Genomic DNA, 16,244 nt, shown 5'->3' on the forward strand with positions numbered 1-16,244 from the left:
GCCCGCCCGGCGGCTGGTAGACGAGGAAAACCCCCCCGGGGTCGACCGCTTTGCGCAGCTCGTTTTCCAATTGGACGCGTTCGAAAAGGGAGTCATTCATCGAGAAATCGTAGAAGTTGTACGTGTTTTTTCCGTTTTCCTTGGCCGAATACATCGCGGTGTCCGCGTTCTTCATTAGCGAGATTAATGAATCGCCGTCCTCGGGGAACAACGCGATGCCGATGCTGGCGGTGATATGTACGTCCTTGCCGCGCAGCGAGAACGGAATGTCCAGCTCCCGGTTGATGCGGGCCGCGATCGCCTGCGCCTCTTCTCGTGTGATGCCGCCCGTCAGCAGCACCGAGAATTCGTCTCCCCCCAGTCGGGCGACGATCCCCGCATGCTTGACCGCCTCGCGCAGCCGATCGGCGACGGAGCGAAGCAGAAGATCGCCGACATCGTGTCCCTGCGAATCGTTGACGAGCTTGAAGCGGTCGATGTCGAGAAACAGAACGGCAGCGGATTGCCCGTCCTGCTGCTGATCCGAGATCGCTTTAACGAGCTGCTGCTCGAACAGGCGTCTATTCGGCAGCCCCGTCAGCTCGTCGTGATGCGCCATATGGTTCATTTGCCATTCGGCCTGCTTGCGCTCCGTGATGTCGCGGACGATCGTATACACGCCGACGACCTGGCCTTCGACGAGGACGGGTACGTTCGTGTTGTTGACCTCCAATCGCCTGCCGCCGCGGTGGATAAGCGCGCAGTCGAAGTTGCGGGACTGCCCCTCTATCGTGTGCCGGAAGTTGACGGAGACCGTGTGCTGGTACTCGGGGGAGATCATATCGTTTAATTTAAGTCCGGAGAGCTCCGACCAGTCGTAGCCGGTCAGGCGGAAGGCGGCCAGATTGGCGTCCAGCAGCTTGCCATCGAGACTGTAGGAGAAGACGGCGTCCTGGCTGTGCCTGAACAGCGATTCGATCCGCATGTCGCGTTCGAGCTGGCGGCGCATTTGCGCCTTCCAGAATCGCTCCATGATAATGGCGGCGAACGCGATGCCGATCACGAACAGCGTAGCGAATCCCAGGAAAAAGGAGATCGTGGCGGAGGAGCTGCTCTGGATGACAACGGGAACGTCTTCGGGCGACTTCCAGGACGTGAGCGTCAAGCCGATATGAATCGACGCGGTGTAGGCCGTGCCGAGCAGCAGGCCCGCGATCGCCTTTCGTCGCGGACCGCGCGACGTCTGGAGCTTGTAGGCGATCCAGAGGATCACGATAAACATCAAAGCGACGCCGAGCGCGAACGAGACAAATGTCGGGGGATCGAACCGCGGGAGCGGGCTGTATCGCATCGTCCTTGGGCCGGCAAAGGGCAGCGCGGCGGCGCAAATACCCGCCAGGCCGCCGCGTACGAGCAGCGCCCGCTTGCGGAGTGTAGAACCGCTGAAAGCCCGAAGGATGAGCGCGGCGGACGCCGCGGCGATCGCCAGCGTCAATATGACCGTAGCGTATTCGTAATCGATGCCGGTCGCCCATTTGTAAGCATTGATCTCGTAGAAACAGACGGCCCAAACGCCCGCTCCCATAACCGCGGTGCCGCAAGCCAGCCAAGCGAGACGTGCGCGACCGGTGGAAGCTGCGGCATATTGAAGCGCCATGCTGAGCCCCGTATAGCACGCGATGGACGCCATCAAACAGGATAAAACGACCATGGTCGCATTGTATGAGCTTTGAAGTTCCATCAACGTGACCATCCTAACTTTGGCAATGATTGACATGAATCGACATAACCTGATTTTACCGGGTTAACCGCGTATTGAATAGGCCTATTTATTCATTAAGGTTTGAAAGTAAGTAATGTTCGGCCGAAATGAAGGCGGTGGAGCGGCGATAAGGCGTAGAGTGCGTGGGAAAGGGGGGAGTTGCGCGAGGGAGGTGGGCGCACCGGGCGTTAGGTGTGCTTGGAATCACCGAGATGTTCCTGGCGAGGACTTCTTTCGCTTAGAAGCCTGCGTGCAAGCGTGGTTTGTTCTCCATTGGGACTTGTTGGGCTTGAGGAGCTGTGACGGGGGGCGATTTGTTCCTGGCGAGGACTTCTTTCGCTTAGAAGCCTGCGTGCAAGCGTGGTTTGTTCTCCATTGGGACTTCTTTGGCATGAGGAGCTGCGACGGGGCATGATTTGTTCCTGGCGAAGACTTCTTTCGCATAGAAGTCTGCGTGCCAGCGTGGTTTGTTCTCCATTGGGACTTTTTCGGCATGAGGAGCGGCGAAGGGGCATGATTTGTTCCTGGCGAAGACTTCTGGCGCCTAGAAGTCTGCACGCCAGCGTGGTTTGTTCCCCGTTGGGACTTGTTCGGCATGAGGGGCGGCGACGGGGGGGCGATTTGTTCCTGGCGAGGACTTCTTTCGCTTAGAAGTCTGCGTGCAGGTGTGGTTTGTTCTCTGTTGAGACTTCTTCGGCGTGAGGGGCGGCGACGGGGTGCGATTTGTTCCTGGCGAGGACTTCTTTCGCTTAGAAGCCTGCGTGCAGGTGTGGTTTGTTCTCTGTTGAGACTTGTTCGGCGTGAGGGGCGGCGACGGGGTGCGATTTGTTCCTGGCGAGGACTTCTTTCGCTTAGAAGCCTGCGTGCAGGTGTGGTTTGTTCTCTGTTGAGACTTGTTCGGCGTGAGGGGCGGCGACGGGGTGCGATTTGTTCCTGGCGAGGACTTCTTTCGCTTAGAAGCCTGCGTGCAAGCGTGGTTTGTTCCCCGTTGGGACTTGTTCGGCATGAGGGGCGGCGACGGGGGGCGATTTGTTCCTGGCGAGGACTTCTTTCGCTTAGAAGTCTGCGTGCAAGCGTGGTTTGTTCCCCGATGGGACTTGTTGGGCATGAGGAGCTGCGACGAGTCACCGCTTGTTTCTGGTGAAGACTTCTTTCGATGGCTATCCCCTCCTACAACCATCCACTAAAACGCAAACAGGACGAAGCAGAAATTGGCACTGCCTCGTCCTGTTTGACTATTCTTTAAGCGCGTTAACGAAAGCCTTCGGAATATCCGTCTCGAAGCGTAAGTGCTCGCCGGTCGAGGGGTGGATGAAGGCGAGCACTCTCGCGTGCAGCCCGAGGCGGCCGAGGATCTTGGAGCGCGCACCGTATTTTTTGTCGCCGACGACCGGATGGCCGATGTCCTGCATGTGGACGCGAATTTGGTTTTTGCGGCCGGTCTCGAGCCTGACTTCGAGCAGCGAGAGCTGCGGCTTGGCCTCGAGTGTCCGGTAATGCGTCACCGCATGCTGGCCGTCGTTCGGGTACGGACTGGAATACATTTTAAGCGTTTTGCTCTCCTTGAGCCAGGAAGAGATCGTACCCTCGGCGCGCGCGACGCGGCCTTCGACCAACGCGACGTAGATCCGTTCGGTGACGGCTTCCTGCCAGTTGTTCTGCAGCGCCTGCTGGATCGCTTCGCGCTTCGCGAACATCATGACGCCCGAAGTGTCCCGATCGAGCCGATGCACGACGAAGATGCGGCTGCGGGGATCCGTCCGCCGCACATGCTCGGTGAGCTGCCGATAGGCGGTAAGCTCGGTCTCCTGCGGCGAGGCGATCGAGAGCAAGCCGGCATCCTTGGCGACGACGATCAGGTCTTCGTCCTCGAACAGGATGGACAAGCCGATCAGCGGCGGCACTTCCTCGATCCGTTCCCTGCTGACGGAGACGGTGGCGCCCGGCGCAAGCGGATGGTTGTAGGCGGTGACGGTCGCGCCGTCGACGGACACCTGGCCGCGGGCGAGAATCGCCTTGACGGCGTTGCGTCCCTGACCGCTCAGCTTGGCGAGCAAGAAGGGCAGCAGTTGGCCCTGCTCCTCGACCGCGAAGCTGCGCGAACCACCGCCTGCTTGGCCTTTCGGACTCCCGGTCCGCCCGGCCGGCGCCCCTGATTTACCGCCGAAGCGTCGTCCGTGCGGCGGCGTCTGCGCCGCTTCGGTGCCGCGTCTGCCGCGGGCTTGCCCGCCACGGAAGGCCGCGGCAGACGCGTCCGCCCGCCCGCGCTGCGGCCGATCGCCGCTTCGCCCGCGGCCCGCCATCCCGCCGTCGCGGCTCTCCCGCGGCTCGCCCATCCGCGGCCCGCCATCTCGCCGGCTTCGGCTTGCCGAGCCGCTCGCCGAGCCGCCGCCAGCCACTGCGTCTCCAGCCGGCCCGCTTTCCCGCCGCTTGCCGTGTCCGCGGCTCGCACCGCCTGCCGCTTGCGGCCCGCCGGCCTGTCCGCGTCCGCCTCGTTCTTTTTTCCCGTTCATGTCTCGATTCCCTCCGGTCGTCGCGCCAGTGCGCATCTGCTTCGCGCCGGGCGTGGTGTCTTTATTCTAATAGATTCGGCCGGCCGCAACAAATCCGCGAGCCCGTCTTCCATTACGAATTCCAAATTCAGGATTGACATCGCTCTAAAGCAGTGATTATACTGTGTATAAGGATATACACACAGAATGGGTGACGGAGGCGAGCAGATGTCTGGGTGGCGCGCGACGAAGGCGCTGGCGGCATTCGAGTTTAAGCGCGATTGGCTGGGGCTTGTATTCACAGCCGTGTTCGCCCTGTACGTCGGCACGATGATCAGCGCGCTTGTTGACGACGGCATCGGCGAAGGCGGCGTGTCCCGCTATTTGAGCGGCATGGCGGATTGGCTGTACCTGTTTACGATACCGGTGTTCGGCTGCGCGATGAATCGTACGATGTTCGCTTATTGGCGAGGGGATGTCTTCACCAAGCGCCTGTCGCACTGGCGGACGATGCCGATTCCCTTGGAGCGGATGGCGAGTGCGCGCATGCTGCTGGCGGCGGCCGCGATGGCTCCGATCGGCACAGTTTTTTTCGTCAGCCAGTACTTGCTGGCGCCTGCGCTTCGCGACCGGGTCACCCCTGGAGAGTGGGCGGGGGCAGCGTTGCTCTGGCTCTGCTACGGATTGATCGTGAATTCGCTCATTCTCTACGTGGAGATGGGGTTCAGCGGGAAAACCTACGTCAAGACATACATGTCGATCTGTCTGATGCTCGGCTTGATCGCGCTCGTCGCGGCCTGGCGGCGGATCAGCCTGGTCGGCGAGGTGACGGCGTCGATCCAGGCAACGTCGGCGCTGCTGCCGATCGGGGCGGCCGTCCTGGCGGCTGCCGTACTTTACGGGATGCGGCGGGCGATCGTGAAGCGGTTGGCGCGTAGAAGCTATACCTTTTAATCAGGCAGCGGGAGGAAATGGGGCGAGGCGGTTTGTGGATACCCGTTCATATCGATGAGAATCGGCCCGAGCCGCTCTACCACCAGGTGGAGGTCCAGCTTCGCGGACTCATCCTCAGCGGGCAGCTGGCGGAGGGCACGCTGCTCCCGTCCATCCGCGAGTTTGCGGCGGATCTCAGGTGCAGCGCCATCACGGTGCGAAGAGTGTATCAGGATTTGGAAAACGAAGGGCTGCTGCGCACGCGGCAGGGGACGGGGACGTTCGTGGCGGGCATCGACCAATCGGCGCGGGACGAGTTCAGGCTCGGGCGCGTCGTCGAGGCGTTCGAGCGAGCGGTGGAGACCGGGCTGCAGCTGCAGTGCAGCCGCGAGGAGATGGAGCGAATCTGGCGAGAAGCCTATGCGCGAAAAAAGGCAGAAGCCGACGGGGATAAGGGGGAGCAGCGATGAATCGCGGAACGCAAGGCTTGACGCATGCCGAAACGGACAGCGCAGTCACGCTAAAGGGCGCGGCCGTCCGGCAGGACGGGTTCGCGCTCGGACCGCTCGATCTGTCCGTGCCGGCGGGCATGGTGACCGCCATCGTCGGGCCTTACGGCTCCGGCAAGAGCACGCTGATGCGCTTGCTGCTCCGACTGGCTCCCTGCGAGGGAGAGGCGACGGTGCTCGGCCAGCGCCTGGCGCCCGATAGCGACGTTCGGCTGCGGGAGCGGATCGGTTTCGTATCCGAGCTGCCCCACGCCTATGAGAACCATCTCACCGCCGACGAGAAGGCGCGCTTCGCTTCTCTCTGGTACCCCGGCTGGAGCTGGGACAGGTACGAGCGCCTGATGCGCGCCTTCGACGCCGACCGGACCAAGAAGCTCGGCAAGCTGTCGAAGGGGATGCGGCGCAAGGCGGAGCTTGCGGTCGCGATGGCGCACGATCCGGAGCTGCTGCTCCTCGACGAACCGTCGTCGGGCCTCGATCCTTCGGCGTGGAAGATTTTGCTGGACGAACTCACGCGTTACATGGACCAGGGCGATCGTACGCTGATCTTCGCGACACACATCACGGAAGAGGTGCGCCGGCTCGCGGACTATGTGCTGTTCATGCACCGCGGCCGCTGCCTCGGACTGTACGAGAAGGACCGGCTGTTCGAGGCGTGGCGGGTGCTGGCGGTGCAGCGTGTGGAGGGAACGGCGGGCAGGGAAGACGCGGCCCGTCTGCTGAAGCAGGCGCCGGGCGTCCAGGGGGCGCAGGAGGCTGGGCCCGGCATCTGCCGGATCGAGACGGATGCGCTTGAAGAGACGGAGGCGTATCTCCTCTCGGCCGGCTACCGGATCCTGTCTTCGCAGCGCATGGAATTGGAAGAGATCATGGCTTGTCTAGTACGAAAGGGGGAGGCGGGAAGATGAATCCGCTCGTAATCGAAAAGGTGTTCAAGCAATACGGGGACAAAACCGCGGTCAACGGACTCAGCTTCGAGGTGGCGCAAGGGGAAATTTACGGTCTGCTCGGCGCGAACGGCGCCGGCAAGACGACGACGATGCGCATGGTGCTCGGCCTCATTCTTCCGGATGGAGGCAGCATTCGCTACCGCGGGAAGCCTTACAGCACCGAACAGCTCTCGATGCTGGGCTATCTGCCGGAGGAGCGGGGGATGTATCCGAAGATCAAGGTCAGCGAACAGATCCTGTATCTGGCCCAGCTGCGCGGCATGTCGCGGCGGGACGCCGACGCGAATCTGAAGCGGTGGCTCGAACGGTTTCAGGTGCCGGAGTATTACAACAAGAAGGTCGAGGAGCTCTCCAAAGGCAACCAGCAGAAAATCCAATTTATCGCCGCGGTCATTCACAAGCCGAGCATCCTCATCATGGACGAGGCGTTCAGCGGGCTCGACCCGGTCAACGTGGAGCTGCTGAAGTCGACGGTCAAGGAGCTGCGAGACGACGGCGCGAGCATCGTTTTCTCGACGCACCGAATGGAGCATGTCGAGGAGCTGTGCCGCAACATCACGATCATGCACAAGTCGAATCCCGTGCTGCAGGGACCGATTCGGGACATCAAGAGCCGTTTTCCCAAAGAAAAGGTGGTCGTCGGCGCGGAGAGGGACATCCCCGGGCTGGATCGCATTCCGGGCGTCGTCTCCGCGATTCGCACCGAGCGGGGCTACGATCTTCGCATCTCCCGCAAGGAAGTAGCGCAGGACATCCTGAAGCACGCGATGGCGCAAGGCCCGGTCGAACGCTTTGAGCTGCTGGAGCCGACATTAAACGAAATCTTCTATAAAACGGTAGGTGAGAGCCATGAATAGCATGCGTACGGTCATTGCCTTCACGATGCGGAACAAGCTCCGCAGCAAATCCTTCATTATAACGACGATTATCCTCGGCATCTTGCTCGTCGTCGGCGCCAACGTACCTTATTTCATCGACAAGCTGACGGGGCCGGGCTCGGCCGCGAAGGTGGGCTATATCGCAAGCGAACAAGGCGAGATCATCAAGGGGCTGGAGCAGCAGTTCGGACAGGCGGAAAAGCAGAAGGTGGAGCTCGTGCCGGTCGAGGCGTCCGGCTCCGATGCCGACAAGACGGCCGCGCTCGGGCAGGCTATCGAGGACGGCAAGATCAAAGGCTATCTTACCTTTACCGAAAATAAAGAAGTCGGCTTCCCCGACGTCGTCTACCACTCCAAAAAAATGCTCGACACCGATACGGCCGGCGCGCTGCAGACCGGGCTGCAATTCGTAAAGACCCAGCAGGCGGTGCGCGACGCCAACCTGACCAACGAACAATATTTCAAGCTGCAGGCGCCTGTCAAGCTCGACACCGTTCAGATCTCGGACGGCGCCGCGGGCGGCAAGACCGAAGCGGAGCAGGGGACGGCCATCGGCCTGACCTATGCCATCCTGATTCTGCTGTTCATGTCCGTCATGATCACGGGCCAGCTGATCGCCACCGAGATCACGGCGGAGAAAAGCTCGCGCGTCATGGAGATCATCGTCACGAGCGTGGCGCCGCTGAAGCAAATGTTCGGCAAGGTCATCGGCACCTTCCTCGTCGGCCTGCTCCAACTCGTCGTACTCGTCGGCGCGGCGCTTATCAACCTCACGCTGCCGCACAACAAGGGCGCGCTCGAGAAGTTCGGCATCGACCTCTCCAGCGTCGAGCCGAAGATGATCATCTTCGCGATCATCATGTACCTGCTCGGCTACTTCCTGTACGCCATGCTGTTCGCCGCCATCGGCTCGCTCGTGAGCCGCACGGAGGACCTCAGCCAGACGTCCATGCCGGTCACGATGCTGTCGCTCGCGGGCTTCTACATCGCCATCTACGGTTTGACGAACCCCGAGAGCACGTTTATCACCGTATGCTCGTTTATCCCGTTCTTCTCGCCGTTCATCCTGTTCTTGCGCATCGGTCTCGCAGACCCGGCCTGGTGGGAGATCGTCCTGTCGGTCGGCATCCTGATCGCTTCCGTCCTTGCCATCGGCTGGCTCGCCGCCAAGATCTACCGCGTCGGCGTGCTTATGTACGGCAAGAAGCCGTCGTTCAAGGAAGTGTTCAAGGCGCTGAAGGCGTACAAGGTGTGATCATTAAGAACCAGTAAGCTCAGAACGTTGAGCTTACTGGTTTTTTATATAATAGGACGTAGGAGACACACCGGCATATTTCTTGAAAACCTTGCTGAAATGATAGACGTCTGCAAACCCGACATGCCGGGCAATCTCGCCGACGCTCAGATTGGTGGTCGCTAACAGCTCGCGGGAACGATCGATCCGGACTTTGTTGACGTAATAGGCGATCGAATAGCCCGCGAGCTTGTTAAATGTCCGGTTCAGGTAGTCGAAATTGCATTTGAAGTCCCGCTCGATCGTTTCGCTCGTAATTTTACTCGGATAGCGCTGATGGATATAATCCAGCAGCTCGTACGCCATGACGATCGATTTGGTCTGTCTCTGGCGGGTTTTCTGTAAGACGGCCAGCATGTTCTCGCGCGACAGACGGATGAACAGCTCGGAGAGCTTCAGCGCGATCAGGCCTTGATTGTAATTTTTGCGCCGATAAAGCTGCAGCATCTCGTTTAATACGCCTAGTATTTGGGATAGGGAGGCTTTGTTCTGCAGGCTGAAATATTTCGAAATGCAGCAGCTGTTATTTTTGTCGTGCTCCTGGTCCTCCCGGAAGAAGGCGTGGGCGAAGGACTCCGGATCGTCTACGATAACCGATGAAATGTCCGGATGCTTGAAATGGATGAAATAATAATCGCAAACGTTCATTTCCAAGCCTTCGTGCTCCATTCCGGGTTCGAGTAGAAGCACATCGCCCGCCTGCAATTTGAACGCGCGTCCCTCTTCTCTGATATGCAGCTCTCCACAGACGATGACGTATAGAATGTGCTCGTCCGACGTTCTTTTGAAATGAATCCAAGGGTTGTTGTAGGATACGAAACCGAGCAGCATTATGCGCGGGTTCCAATCCAGATTGACGGCCAGCACATCGGAGCCCTCCCTTCCCGTTTTTACTCAAAAGTCGCTAATATATAAAATGTGTCGCGAACGGACATTTCCATTTATCATACCATTGTCTATGCTGATTGTAGTATTAACTAACCTTTTCGGTGAGGATGATGGTTGGCATGCGGAAGCTAAAAGTCGGAATAATCGGACTGGGCGGAATAGCGAACTTCCATCGCGAAGGCATCCTGGCAAGTCCCGATGCGGAATTATGGTCGATCAGCGACTGCAACCCGGAGCTGCTGGAACGAAGAAGGAAGGAGTGGGATATCCCTTCTTCGCGCGCGTATCTGCAATACGAGGCCATGCTGCAGGACCCGGAGCTGGATGCGGTCACGATCGGTACCCCAAACTTCAATCACTACGAGATTGCCAAGCTGGCTATCGAGTATGGCAAACCATTTGCGCTCGAGAAGCCGGTCGCGCTGAATGCCGAGGAAGCGGTCCGCCTGAAGGAGCTGCTGGATCGCAGCCCGCTGTCCCATATGGTTTGTTTTTCTTATCGCTACAAGAGTGCGGTGCGTTATGCCAAGCAATTAATTGAAGAAGGCCGGCTCGGTACGATCCGACACGTGTACAGCCAATATTTGCAGGGCTGGGCCATCGACGAGGAGATTCCGCTTGCCTGGCGGTTCCGCAAGTCGCTGAGCGGCTCTGGCGCGCTTGGAGATCTGGGCAGCCATATTCTCGATTTGACCCGTTTCCTGGTCGGCGATACCCGGCGCGTCCTCGCCGATGCCGACACGATCGTCTCCGAGCGGAAGCTTCCGGACGGCGAGGGCAAGGGCGAGGTTGACGTAGACGATTACTGTCATGTTCTCTCCCGGATCGAGAGCGGCATTTCTTCGGTGATGACCATCTCCAGATTTGCATACGGGCGCGGCAACGATCAGCGAATCGAGGTTTACGGCTCAAAAGGCGCGCTGGTGTACAGCCTGGAGGAGCGGGATACGCTCCAGGTCAAGTTCGCGGAGGAGAAGGACACGCACTTCCGCGAAGTCGCCATCCCGGACGAATGCAGGCGGGGACAAATGCAGGCGTTCTTCGATCTCCTCAACGGGCGTGGAGACGGGAAGGACGCGACGATGGAGGACGGTTACAGGAACCAGCTGGCGGTCGACGCGATTATCCGGTCCTTTACCGAGCAAAAATGGATGGACGTCGAGTAGCGATCGGCAGGCGCGGCAGGTATTTGCCATGGACCCGTCCACGCATTTTACAATCGAAGGAGCGAGTCCTATGCACGACAATTGGTGGAAAACGACGGTCGTCTATCAGGTATACCCCCGCAGCTTCCAGGATACCGACGGGGACGGCATCGGCGATCTGCAAGGCATCATCAAGCGTCTGGACTACTTGCAGGAGCTGGGGATCGGCGCGATCTGGCTGAGCCCGGTCTACAAGTCGCCCAACGACGACAACGGCTATGACATCAGCAACTATCGCGACATTATGGACGAGTTCGGTACGATGGCCGACATGGACGAGCTGATTCGCGAGGCGGATGCGCGCGGCATCAAGATCGTGATGGGTCTGGTCGTCAATCATACGTCCGACGAGCACCCGTGGTTCATCGAATCCCGCAAGAGCCGGGACAACGAATACCGCGACTACTATATCTGGCGGGACCCCGCACCGGGCGGCGGCGAGCCGAACGGCCTGCGGTCGACGTTCAGCGGCTCGGCCTGGCAGTACGACGAGCAGACCGGGCAGTACTTCCTGCACCTGTTCAGCAAGCGGCAGCCCGATCTGAACTGGGAAAATCCGAAGGTGCGGCTGGAAGTATGGGACCTGATGAACTTCTGGCTGGAAAAGGGCGTCGGCGGCTTCCGGATGGACGTCATCGACCTCGTGGGCAAAATTCCGGACCAAGAGATTACCGGCAACGGTCCGAAGCTGCACGAATACTTGCAGGATATGCACCGCGAGACGTTCGGCCGGTACGACGTCATGACGGTCGGGGAGACCTGGGGCGCGACGCCCGAGATCGCGAAGCTGTATTCGGATCCGGCGCGCAAGGAGCTGTCGATGGTGTTCCAGTTCGAGCATATCCAGCTCGATCAGCAGGAAGGCAGGGACAAGTGGGATCTGAAGCCGCTGCCGGTCGGCGAGCTCAAGCGCATCTTGAGCAAGTGGCAGACCGAGCTCGGCGATCAGGGCTGGAACAGCCTGTTCTGGAACAATCACGATCTGCCGCGCATCGTGTCCCGCTGGGGCGACGACGGCGCGCTGCGCGTTCCGAGCGCCAAGATGTTCGCGATTGTGCTGCACCTGATGAAGGGAACACCGTACATCTATCAGGGCGAGGAGCTCGGCATGACCAACTGCCCGATCGCGGACATCGCCGAGGCGAACGACATCGAGACGATCAACATGTATCATGAGCGGCTCGGCTGGGGCTATGCCCGCGAGGACATCATCGCTTCCATCAACGCCAAGGGGCGGGACAACGCGCGCACGCCGATGCAGTGGGACGATTCGCCGAACGGCGGCTTCACGACGGGGACGCCGTGGCTGCGGGTGAATCCGAACTACGCCTCGATCAACGCCGCTTCTGCGCTGGCCGATCCGGATTCGATTTTCCACACGTATAAAAAGCTGATCGCGATCCGCAAAGCCAACCCGATCGTCGTCTGGGGCGACTACGAGCTGATCGAAGAGGTGCCGGAGCAGTTCTTCTTGTACCTGCGCCGGTACGAAGGCCGCACATGGGCCGTCGCAGCCAACTTCGGCGGTACGACGGTCTCGGCCAGCGTGCCGCATCTGGGACGCAGCCAGGCGGTCATCATCGGGAACTACGAACGCGAAGAGGCCGACTTCGCGCAGCTCGAGTTAAGGCCGTATGAGGCATTCGCGGTTGAACTGATCTAGGCAGCTTGCTGTAGCGCGCTTGCGATCCGAAAGGCAGGGAACGAAGATGAAGCTGCATTACGAACGTTTTATTCCGACGGTCGTTAGCGCGTACAAGCCATTGTTCGCGCCGCAAAAATACGGGAATTACGTCAACGACCACAGCGTGATCCGGGCGGCGGACGGATCCTGGCATCTGTTCGGCATCACCGGATTCGCCAGCGATCCGAATCAGGAGCGGTACTTCGTCCATGCGCGCGCCGAGCGGCTGTGGCAGGAGGAGGGGATGGACGAGCTCGGCAAAGTCATCGACAACGGCGGCAAGGCATGGGCCCCGTGCGTCGTCGAACAGCAGAACAATTATTATATGCTGTACGGCCCGTCCCCTACGAAGCTGGCCGTATCCGTCGATCTGGCCGAATGGATGGTGTATCCGCCCAAGATGCGCGGAGAACCGCCGCTCGGCGCGCATCGGGATCATATGGCGATCAAGATCAATGCGGATACCTGGGTGATGTATCTGAGCGGCATTCGGGACGGATACAGCTGCATCTCCTGCTTCGTCTCGAACGATCTCATCGAGTGGAGATTCGTGCAGTACGCGCTCACCTCCTCGGGCAACGCATCGCTCAATCCGGCATGGGGCGCTTTCGAGTCGCCCTACGTCGTGAGGTACGGCGATTTGTATTACTTGTTCACGACCTACACGGACTGCGACAATGCGAACTATCACGACACGCTCGTTTTCGCTTCGCCGAGTCCCTACGATTTCGGCGACTATACGGGAGACAATCGCGCGGAGACGGTCGTGGCGAAGCTGCATGCGCATGCCGGGGAAGTGCTGTACGATCCGGATACGGATGGCTGGTATATCACTACGGCCGGCTGGCGGGACAAAAATGTCCCGATCGAGGGTGCGGTCGCGATCGCCCGGCTGGAATGGCGGCCCGACCGCTAAGTCCCTGCAGCCGACACGGCCACTTGATGCGAACACGATTGGCGACAATCGTGTTTTATTCGCTCTGCGAACGTCCAAGCTCCCGTCGGTTGTTGACCGGCGGGAGCTTGGATTTGCGAATATCGTTACCGGAGGAGACTCAGTCTTTTTCCATCAACGTGCATGCCCGAAGCACGCTCCCGGCAGCGTCCGTCCTGAACGTCTTGATCTCGAACCCGTCGAGATCGACCCGCTGCGAGATGCCGAGCGAAGGGATGCGAAGGAGGACCGAGCCAGGCTCGGCGGTCGGTTCGTACAGCCGGACGATGTAGCCATCCCCGTCCTCCGCTTGCTTGAAGGCGGTCAGCACTGCGCGATCGCCTTCAAGCGCGATGCCGGGAGACGGCAGCTCTCCTAAGCCGCCGGGGAAAAACGACAGCGCATACGGCCGTTCGTGCAGGGCGAGCGCTTCGCGTTCGATCGCCGCGAGGCGTTCCTCGCGCTTGCCGGCGTTGAGCCAGAACGTATACGTGCGTTCGCCCTGGTCGATCCGGGGCAGGAACCGGTCCTGCGGCAGAATCGGACGCTCGCCGATCGGATGCGCGCAGTAGGCCGCGCCGCGTACGAGCGTCGGCCGCAGCGTGCCGTCGGCGCCGTCCGAGCCGTAGACGCCGTCGTTGATCAGCGTCACGGCCCGACCGTCGGCTGCAGGCTCCGCGATCGCCGTCCACTTTTGCGCGACCGCTTCGTCGCCGTTCACCGGCAGCCGTTGGACGCCGTACGCCGTTTGCCCCAGGTATTCATAATCGTCCCCGAATACGGTCGGGATCGACAGCTTAAGCAGCTTGTCCTTCTCCTGCCAGTACAAGCGAACCTGAACTTCGATCTCGGTGCCCTGCCTGGGCAGCAGGTAGGTGAGCACGACAGCGGAGTCGCCATAGGCCAGCAACGCTTCGACGACGGTACGCACTTCGCCGTCCTCGATCACCCGCACGGCCGGCAGCGCCTCGTCCTTGACGCCGGAGAAGGCCGTGCCGCGGGCGGGACTCATCAGTTCAAACCGGCCGACGACCGGCTCGAACCGGTCCGTATCCATGCGCCACGGATCCTCGTTGTCGGCGACCGCGACCGGCAGGAAGGCGCCCGGGCGCAGATAGGATACGCCTTCCGCGACATACTGGTCGATCAGCCCGGTCCGCGTGTTGATCTCGATCTGCAGAGACGGCGATTCGAACCGGATCGCGCCGTCGCGCTCGGCCAGATAGGCTTTGGGCTTCTGCGGCAGCTTGACGATCCGGCAGTCGAACCTGTTCATCGACGAAGGCGCGAGCTCGGCTTCGAATACGACGCGTTTGCGCCAGTCCAGGTTCAGGGCGCTTTGCTCTTTTTCCGGCTGGCTCGGCACGCGCTCGCCGTCGCGGTACACCAGCGGCATGGAGAATTCCTCGGTCCAGTTCTGGTCCTCCAGCATGAACTCGCAGGCGAAGATGCCGCGCACGGGATACGGATGCGGATTGTAGACGAGTATCGGATACTCGCCCGCCGCCGCTTGGGGCTGGCCGGCGGACAGCGCGAAAAACGCGCGGGCGCGCAGACGCGAAGCGATCTCCAGGCCGTGGTCCATAAGCCGGAGAGACGCCTCTTCCGCCGGCTGGATCGAGCTGCCCGGCAGAATGTCGTGAAATTCGGCGACCATCAGGTCGTGGAACGCTTCGCCGAGCTCGCGCGCCGGGTAGGCCAGCAGCCCCTGCATCGCCGCGGTCGCCAGCATTTTTTCGGTCATGAAGAGCTGGCTCTCCAACTGTCTGTGCTTCTGCTTGATGCGGATCATCGACGTATAGCAGCCGACGAAGCGCGGGTTAAGATCGTCCGCGTGACGGGGAAGATCGGCGGCTTCGCGCAGCTCGGCGAAGTAGGCCTCCGGTGTGGAATGCACGATCTCCGTCCCGGCGGACCGCATCATCTCGGCGATGCGGTCGAGGTCGAGACGGGAGGGACCGCCGCCGTGATTGCCGACACCCCACAGCAGCAGGCGCGGGCGATCCTCGCCGTCGTCGGCGTACTTCTCCAGCCACTTCGCGATCTTCTTATGCGCCTGACCGAGCAGCGTATTGTATCCGTCCGAGATCTGGTGCGCGAGCACCTCGGAGCCGTCGAAGCCGACCCAGACGAAGTCGTCCGCCGGTCCGGCCAGCTTCAGCTCGGGACGCATGAACAAATAAGCGTCGAAGCCCGACTTGCGCATGATCTGCACCAATCCCCTCGAATGGCCGAAGGAGTCGAAGTTGATCGCGGTCGTCGGTGCCTGTCCGAACTTTTCCATGAAATACTGCTTGCCGAGCAGAATCTGCCTGACGAGCGATTCGCCCGACGGCATGTTGCAATCCGGCTGCAGGTACCAGCCGCCCATGATGTGCCATTTGCCGAGCTGTACGAGGCGCTGGATCTCTGCGAACAGGCTTGGCTCGTACTCCTCGATCCACTTGTACAGCAGCGCCTCATTGTGATTGAAGACATAACCGTCGTATTCCCTGCAAAACGACGCGGCCGCCCTGAACGTGGACACCGCTGCCGCCGCGCCTTCTTCCCATTCCCACTGCCAGACGGGGTCGAGATGCGCGTTGCTGATCAGATGCAATTTTTTCAATGGCATTCATCCTTCCTCGGATCGTGTCCATGCTCTCCGTTTCATTTTCATCCGGGAAAGGGCAGGTGTAAATTCATTGGAATATCGCGTTTTTACACTAAAATGACCGGTTGGCCTGTGCTACTATG

Annotated in this window: 11 protein-coding genes and 1 pseudogene; 8 read left to right on the top strand and 4 right to left on the bottom strand. The window is 60.4% G+C overall.

Annotated elements, in window-relative coordinates; genetic code table 11:
* On the bottom strand, positions 1-1,720 hold a 1,720-nt coding region (locus tag KVT38_RS26520), incomplete at its 3' end, for a diguanylate cyclase domain-containing protein (RefSeq protein ID WP_217596766.1).
* Between the two features lie 1,256 nt (positions 1,721-2,976).
* Positions 2,977-3,945 (bottom strand): annotated as a pseudogene (locus tag KVT38_RS26525) (RluA family pseudouridine synthase); the annotation flags it as partial.
* A gap of 516 nt (positions 3,946-4,461) precedes the next feature.
* Here KVT38_RS26525 and KVT38_RS26530 point away from each other — a divergent pair.
* From KVT38_RS26530 to KVT38_RS26550, 5 genes are read left to right on the top strand one after another with little or no spacing between them, the layout of a single operon-like run.
* Positions 4,462-5,187, top strand: a complete 726-nt coding sequence (locus KVT38_RS26530) for a hypothetical protein (RefSeq protein ID WP_217596767.1) — start codon at positions 4,462-4,464, stop codon at positions 5,185-5,187.
* A 32-nt stretch (positions 5,188-5,219) separates the two neighbouring features.
* Entirely contained in the window at positions 5,220-5,636 is a 417-nt protein-coding gene (locus tag KVT38_RS26535) for a GntR family transcriptional regulator (protein WP_217596768.1), read from the top strand.
* Positions 5,633-6,583, top strand: a complete 951-nt coding sequence (locus KVT38_RS26540; RefSeq protein WP_217596769.1) for an ABC transporter ATP-binding protein — start codon at positions 5,633-5,635, stop codon at positions 6,581-6,583. Before KVT38_RS26535 ends, KVT38_RS26540 begins: the two co-directional genes overlap by 4 nt.
* Positions 6,580-7,482: an ABC transporter ATP-binding protein gene (locus KVT38_RS26545; protein ID WP_217596770.1), complete on the top strand. Its 903-nt coding sequence runs from the start codon at positions 6,580-6,582 to the stop codon at positions 7,480-7,482. The genes KVT38_RS26540 and KVT38_RS26545 overlap by 4 nt, the downstream gene beginning before the upstream one ends.
* Entirely contained in the window at positions 7,475-8,758 is a 1,284-nt protein-coding gene (locus KVT38_RS26550; RefSeq protein WP_217596771.1) for an ABC transporter permease, read from the top strand. The genes KVT38_RS26545 and KVT38_RS26550 overlap by 8 nt, the downstream gene beginning before the upstream one ends.
* 33 nt (positions 8,759-8,791) lie before the next feature.
* On the opposite strand, the gene KVT38_RS26555 is transcribed toward KVT38_RS26550, so the two are convergent.
* Entirely contained in the window at positions 8,792-9,664 is an 873-nt protein-coding gene (locus tag KVT38_RS26555; protein WP_217596772.1) for an AraC family transcriptional regulator, read from the bottom strand.
* Positions 9,665-9,804: 140 nt separating this feature from the next.
* Here KVT38_RS26555 and KVT38_RS26560 point away from each other — a divergent pair, with 140 nt between their 5' ends.
* The 3 genes from KVT38_RS26560 to KVT38_RS26570 all read left to right on the top strand — a co-directional run bounded on the left by KVT38_RS26560 (position 9,805) and on the right by KVT38_RS26570 (position 13,490).
* Positions 9,805-10,851: a Gfo/Idh/MocA family protein gene (locus tag KVT38_RS26560; protein WP_217596773.1), complete on the top strand. Its 1,047-nt coding sequence runs from the start codon at positions 9,805-9,807 to the stop codon at positions 10,849-10,851.
* Between the two features lie 70 nt (positions 10,852-10,921).
* Positions 10,922-12,553, top strand: a complete 1,632-nt coding sequence (locus tag KVT38_RS26565; RefSeq protein WP_217596774.1) for a glycoside hydrolase family 13 protein — start codon at positions 10,922-10,924, stop codon at positions 12,551-12,553.
* Positions 12,554-12,599: 46 nt separating this feature from the next.
* Positions 12,600-13,490, top strand: a complete 891-nt coding sequence (locus KVT38_RS26570; protein ID WP_217596775.1) for a glycoside hydrolase family protein — start codon at positions 12,600-12,602, stop codon at positions 13,488-13,490.
* 139 nt (positions 13,491-13,629) lie between these two features.
* Here the strand turns inward: KVT38_RS26570 and KVT38_RS26575 are convergent, their stop codons facing one another.
* Complete coding sequence (locus KVT38_RS26575) at positions 13,630-16,116, bottom strand: glycoside hydrolase family 38 N-terminal domain-containing protein (protein ID WP_217596776.1); 2,487 nt, start codon at positions 16,114-16,116, stop codon at positions 13,630-13,632.
* Between the last annotated feature and the right edge of the window lie 128 nt (positions 16,117-16,244).

The organism is Cohnella sp. GbtcB17, from assembly GCF_019091135.1.
Classification (GTDB): Bacteria; Bacillota; Bacilli; order Paenibacillales; family Paenibacillaceae; genus Cohnella.

Bases quoted from the DNA above. Each gene is read 5' to 3' on its own strand.
- KVT38_RS26545 (WP_217596770.1), top strand. From the start codon at position 6,580: ATGAATCCGCTCGTAATCGAAAAGGTGTTCAAGCAATACGGGGACAAA.
- KVT38_RS26530 (WP_217596767.1), top strand. From the start codon at position 4,462: ATGTCTGGGTGGCGCGCGACGAAGGCGCTGGCGGCATTCGAGTTTAAG.
- KVT38_RS26570 (WP_217596775.1), top strand. From the start codon at position 12,600: ATGAAGCTGCATTACGAACGTTTTATTCCGACGGTCGTTAGCGCGTAC.
- KVT38_RS26550 (WP_217596771.1), top strand. From the start codon at position 7,475: ATGAATAGCATGCGTACGGTCATTGCCTTCACGATGCGGAACAAGCTC.
- KVT38_RS26540 (WP_217596769.1), top strand. From the start codon at position 5,633: ATGAATCGCGGAACGCAAGGCTTGACGCATGCCGAAACGGACAGCGCA.
- KVT38_RS26560 (WP_217596773.1), top strand. From the start codon at position 9,805: ATGCGGAAGCTAAAAGTCGGAATAATCGGACTGGGCGGAATAGCGAAC.
- KVT38_RS26565 (WP_217596774.1), top strand. From the start codon at position 10,922: ATGCACGACAATTGGTGGAAAACGACGGTCGTCTATCAGGTATACCCC.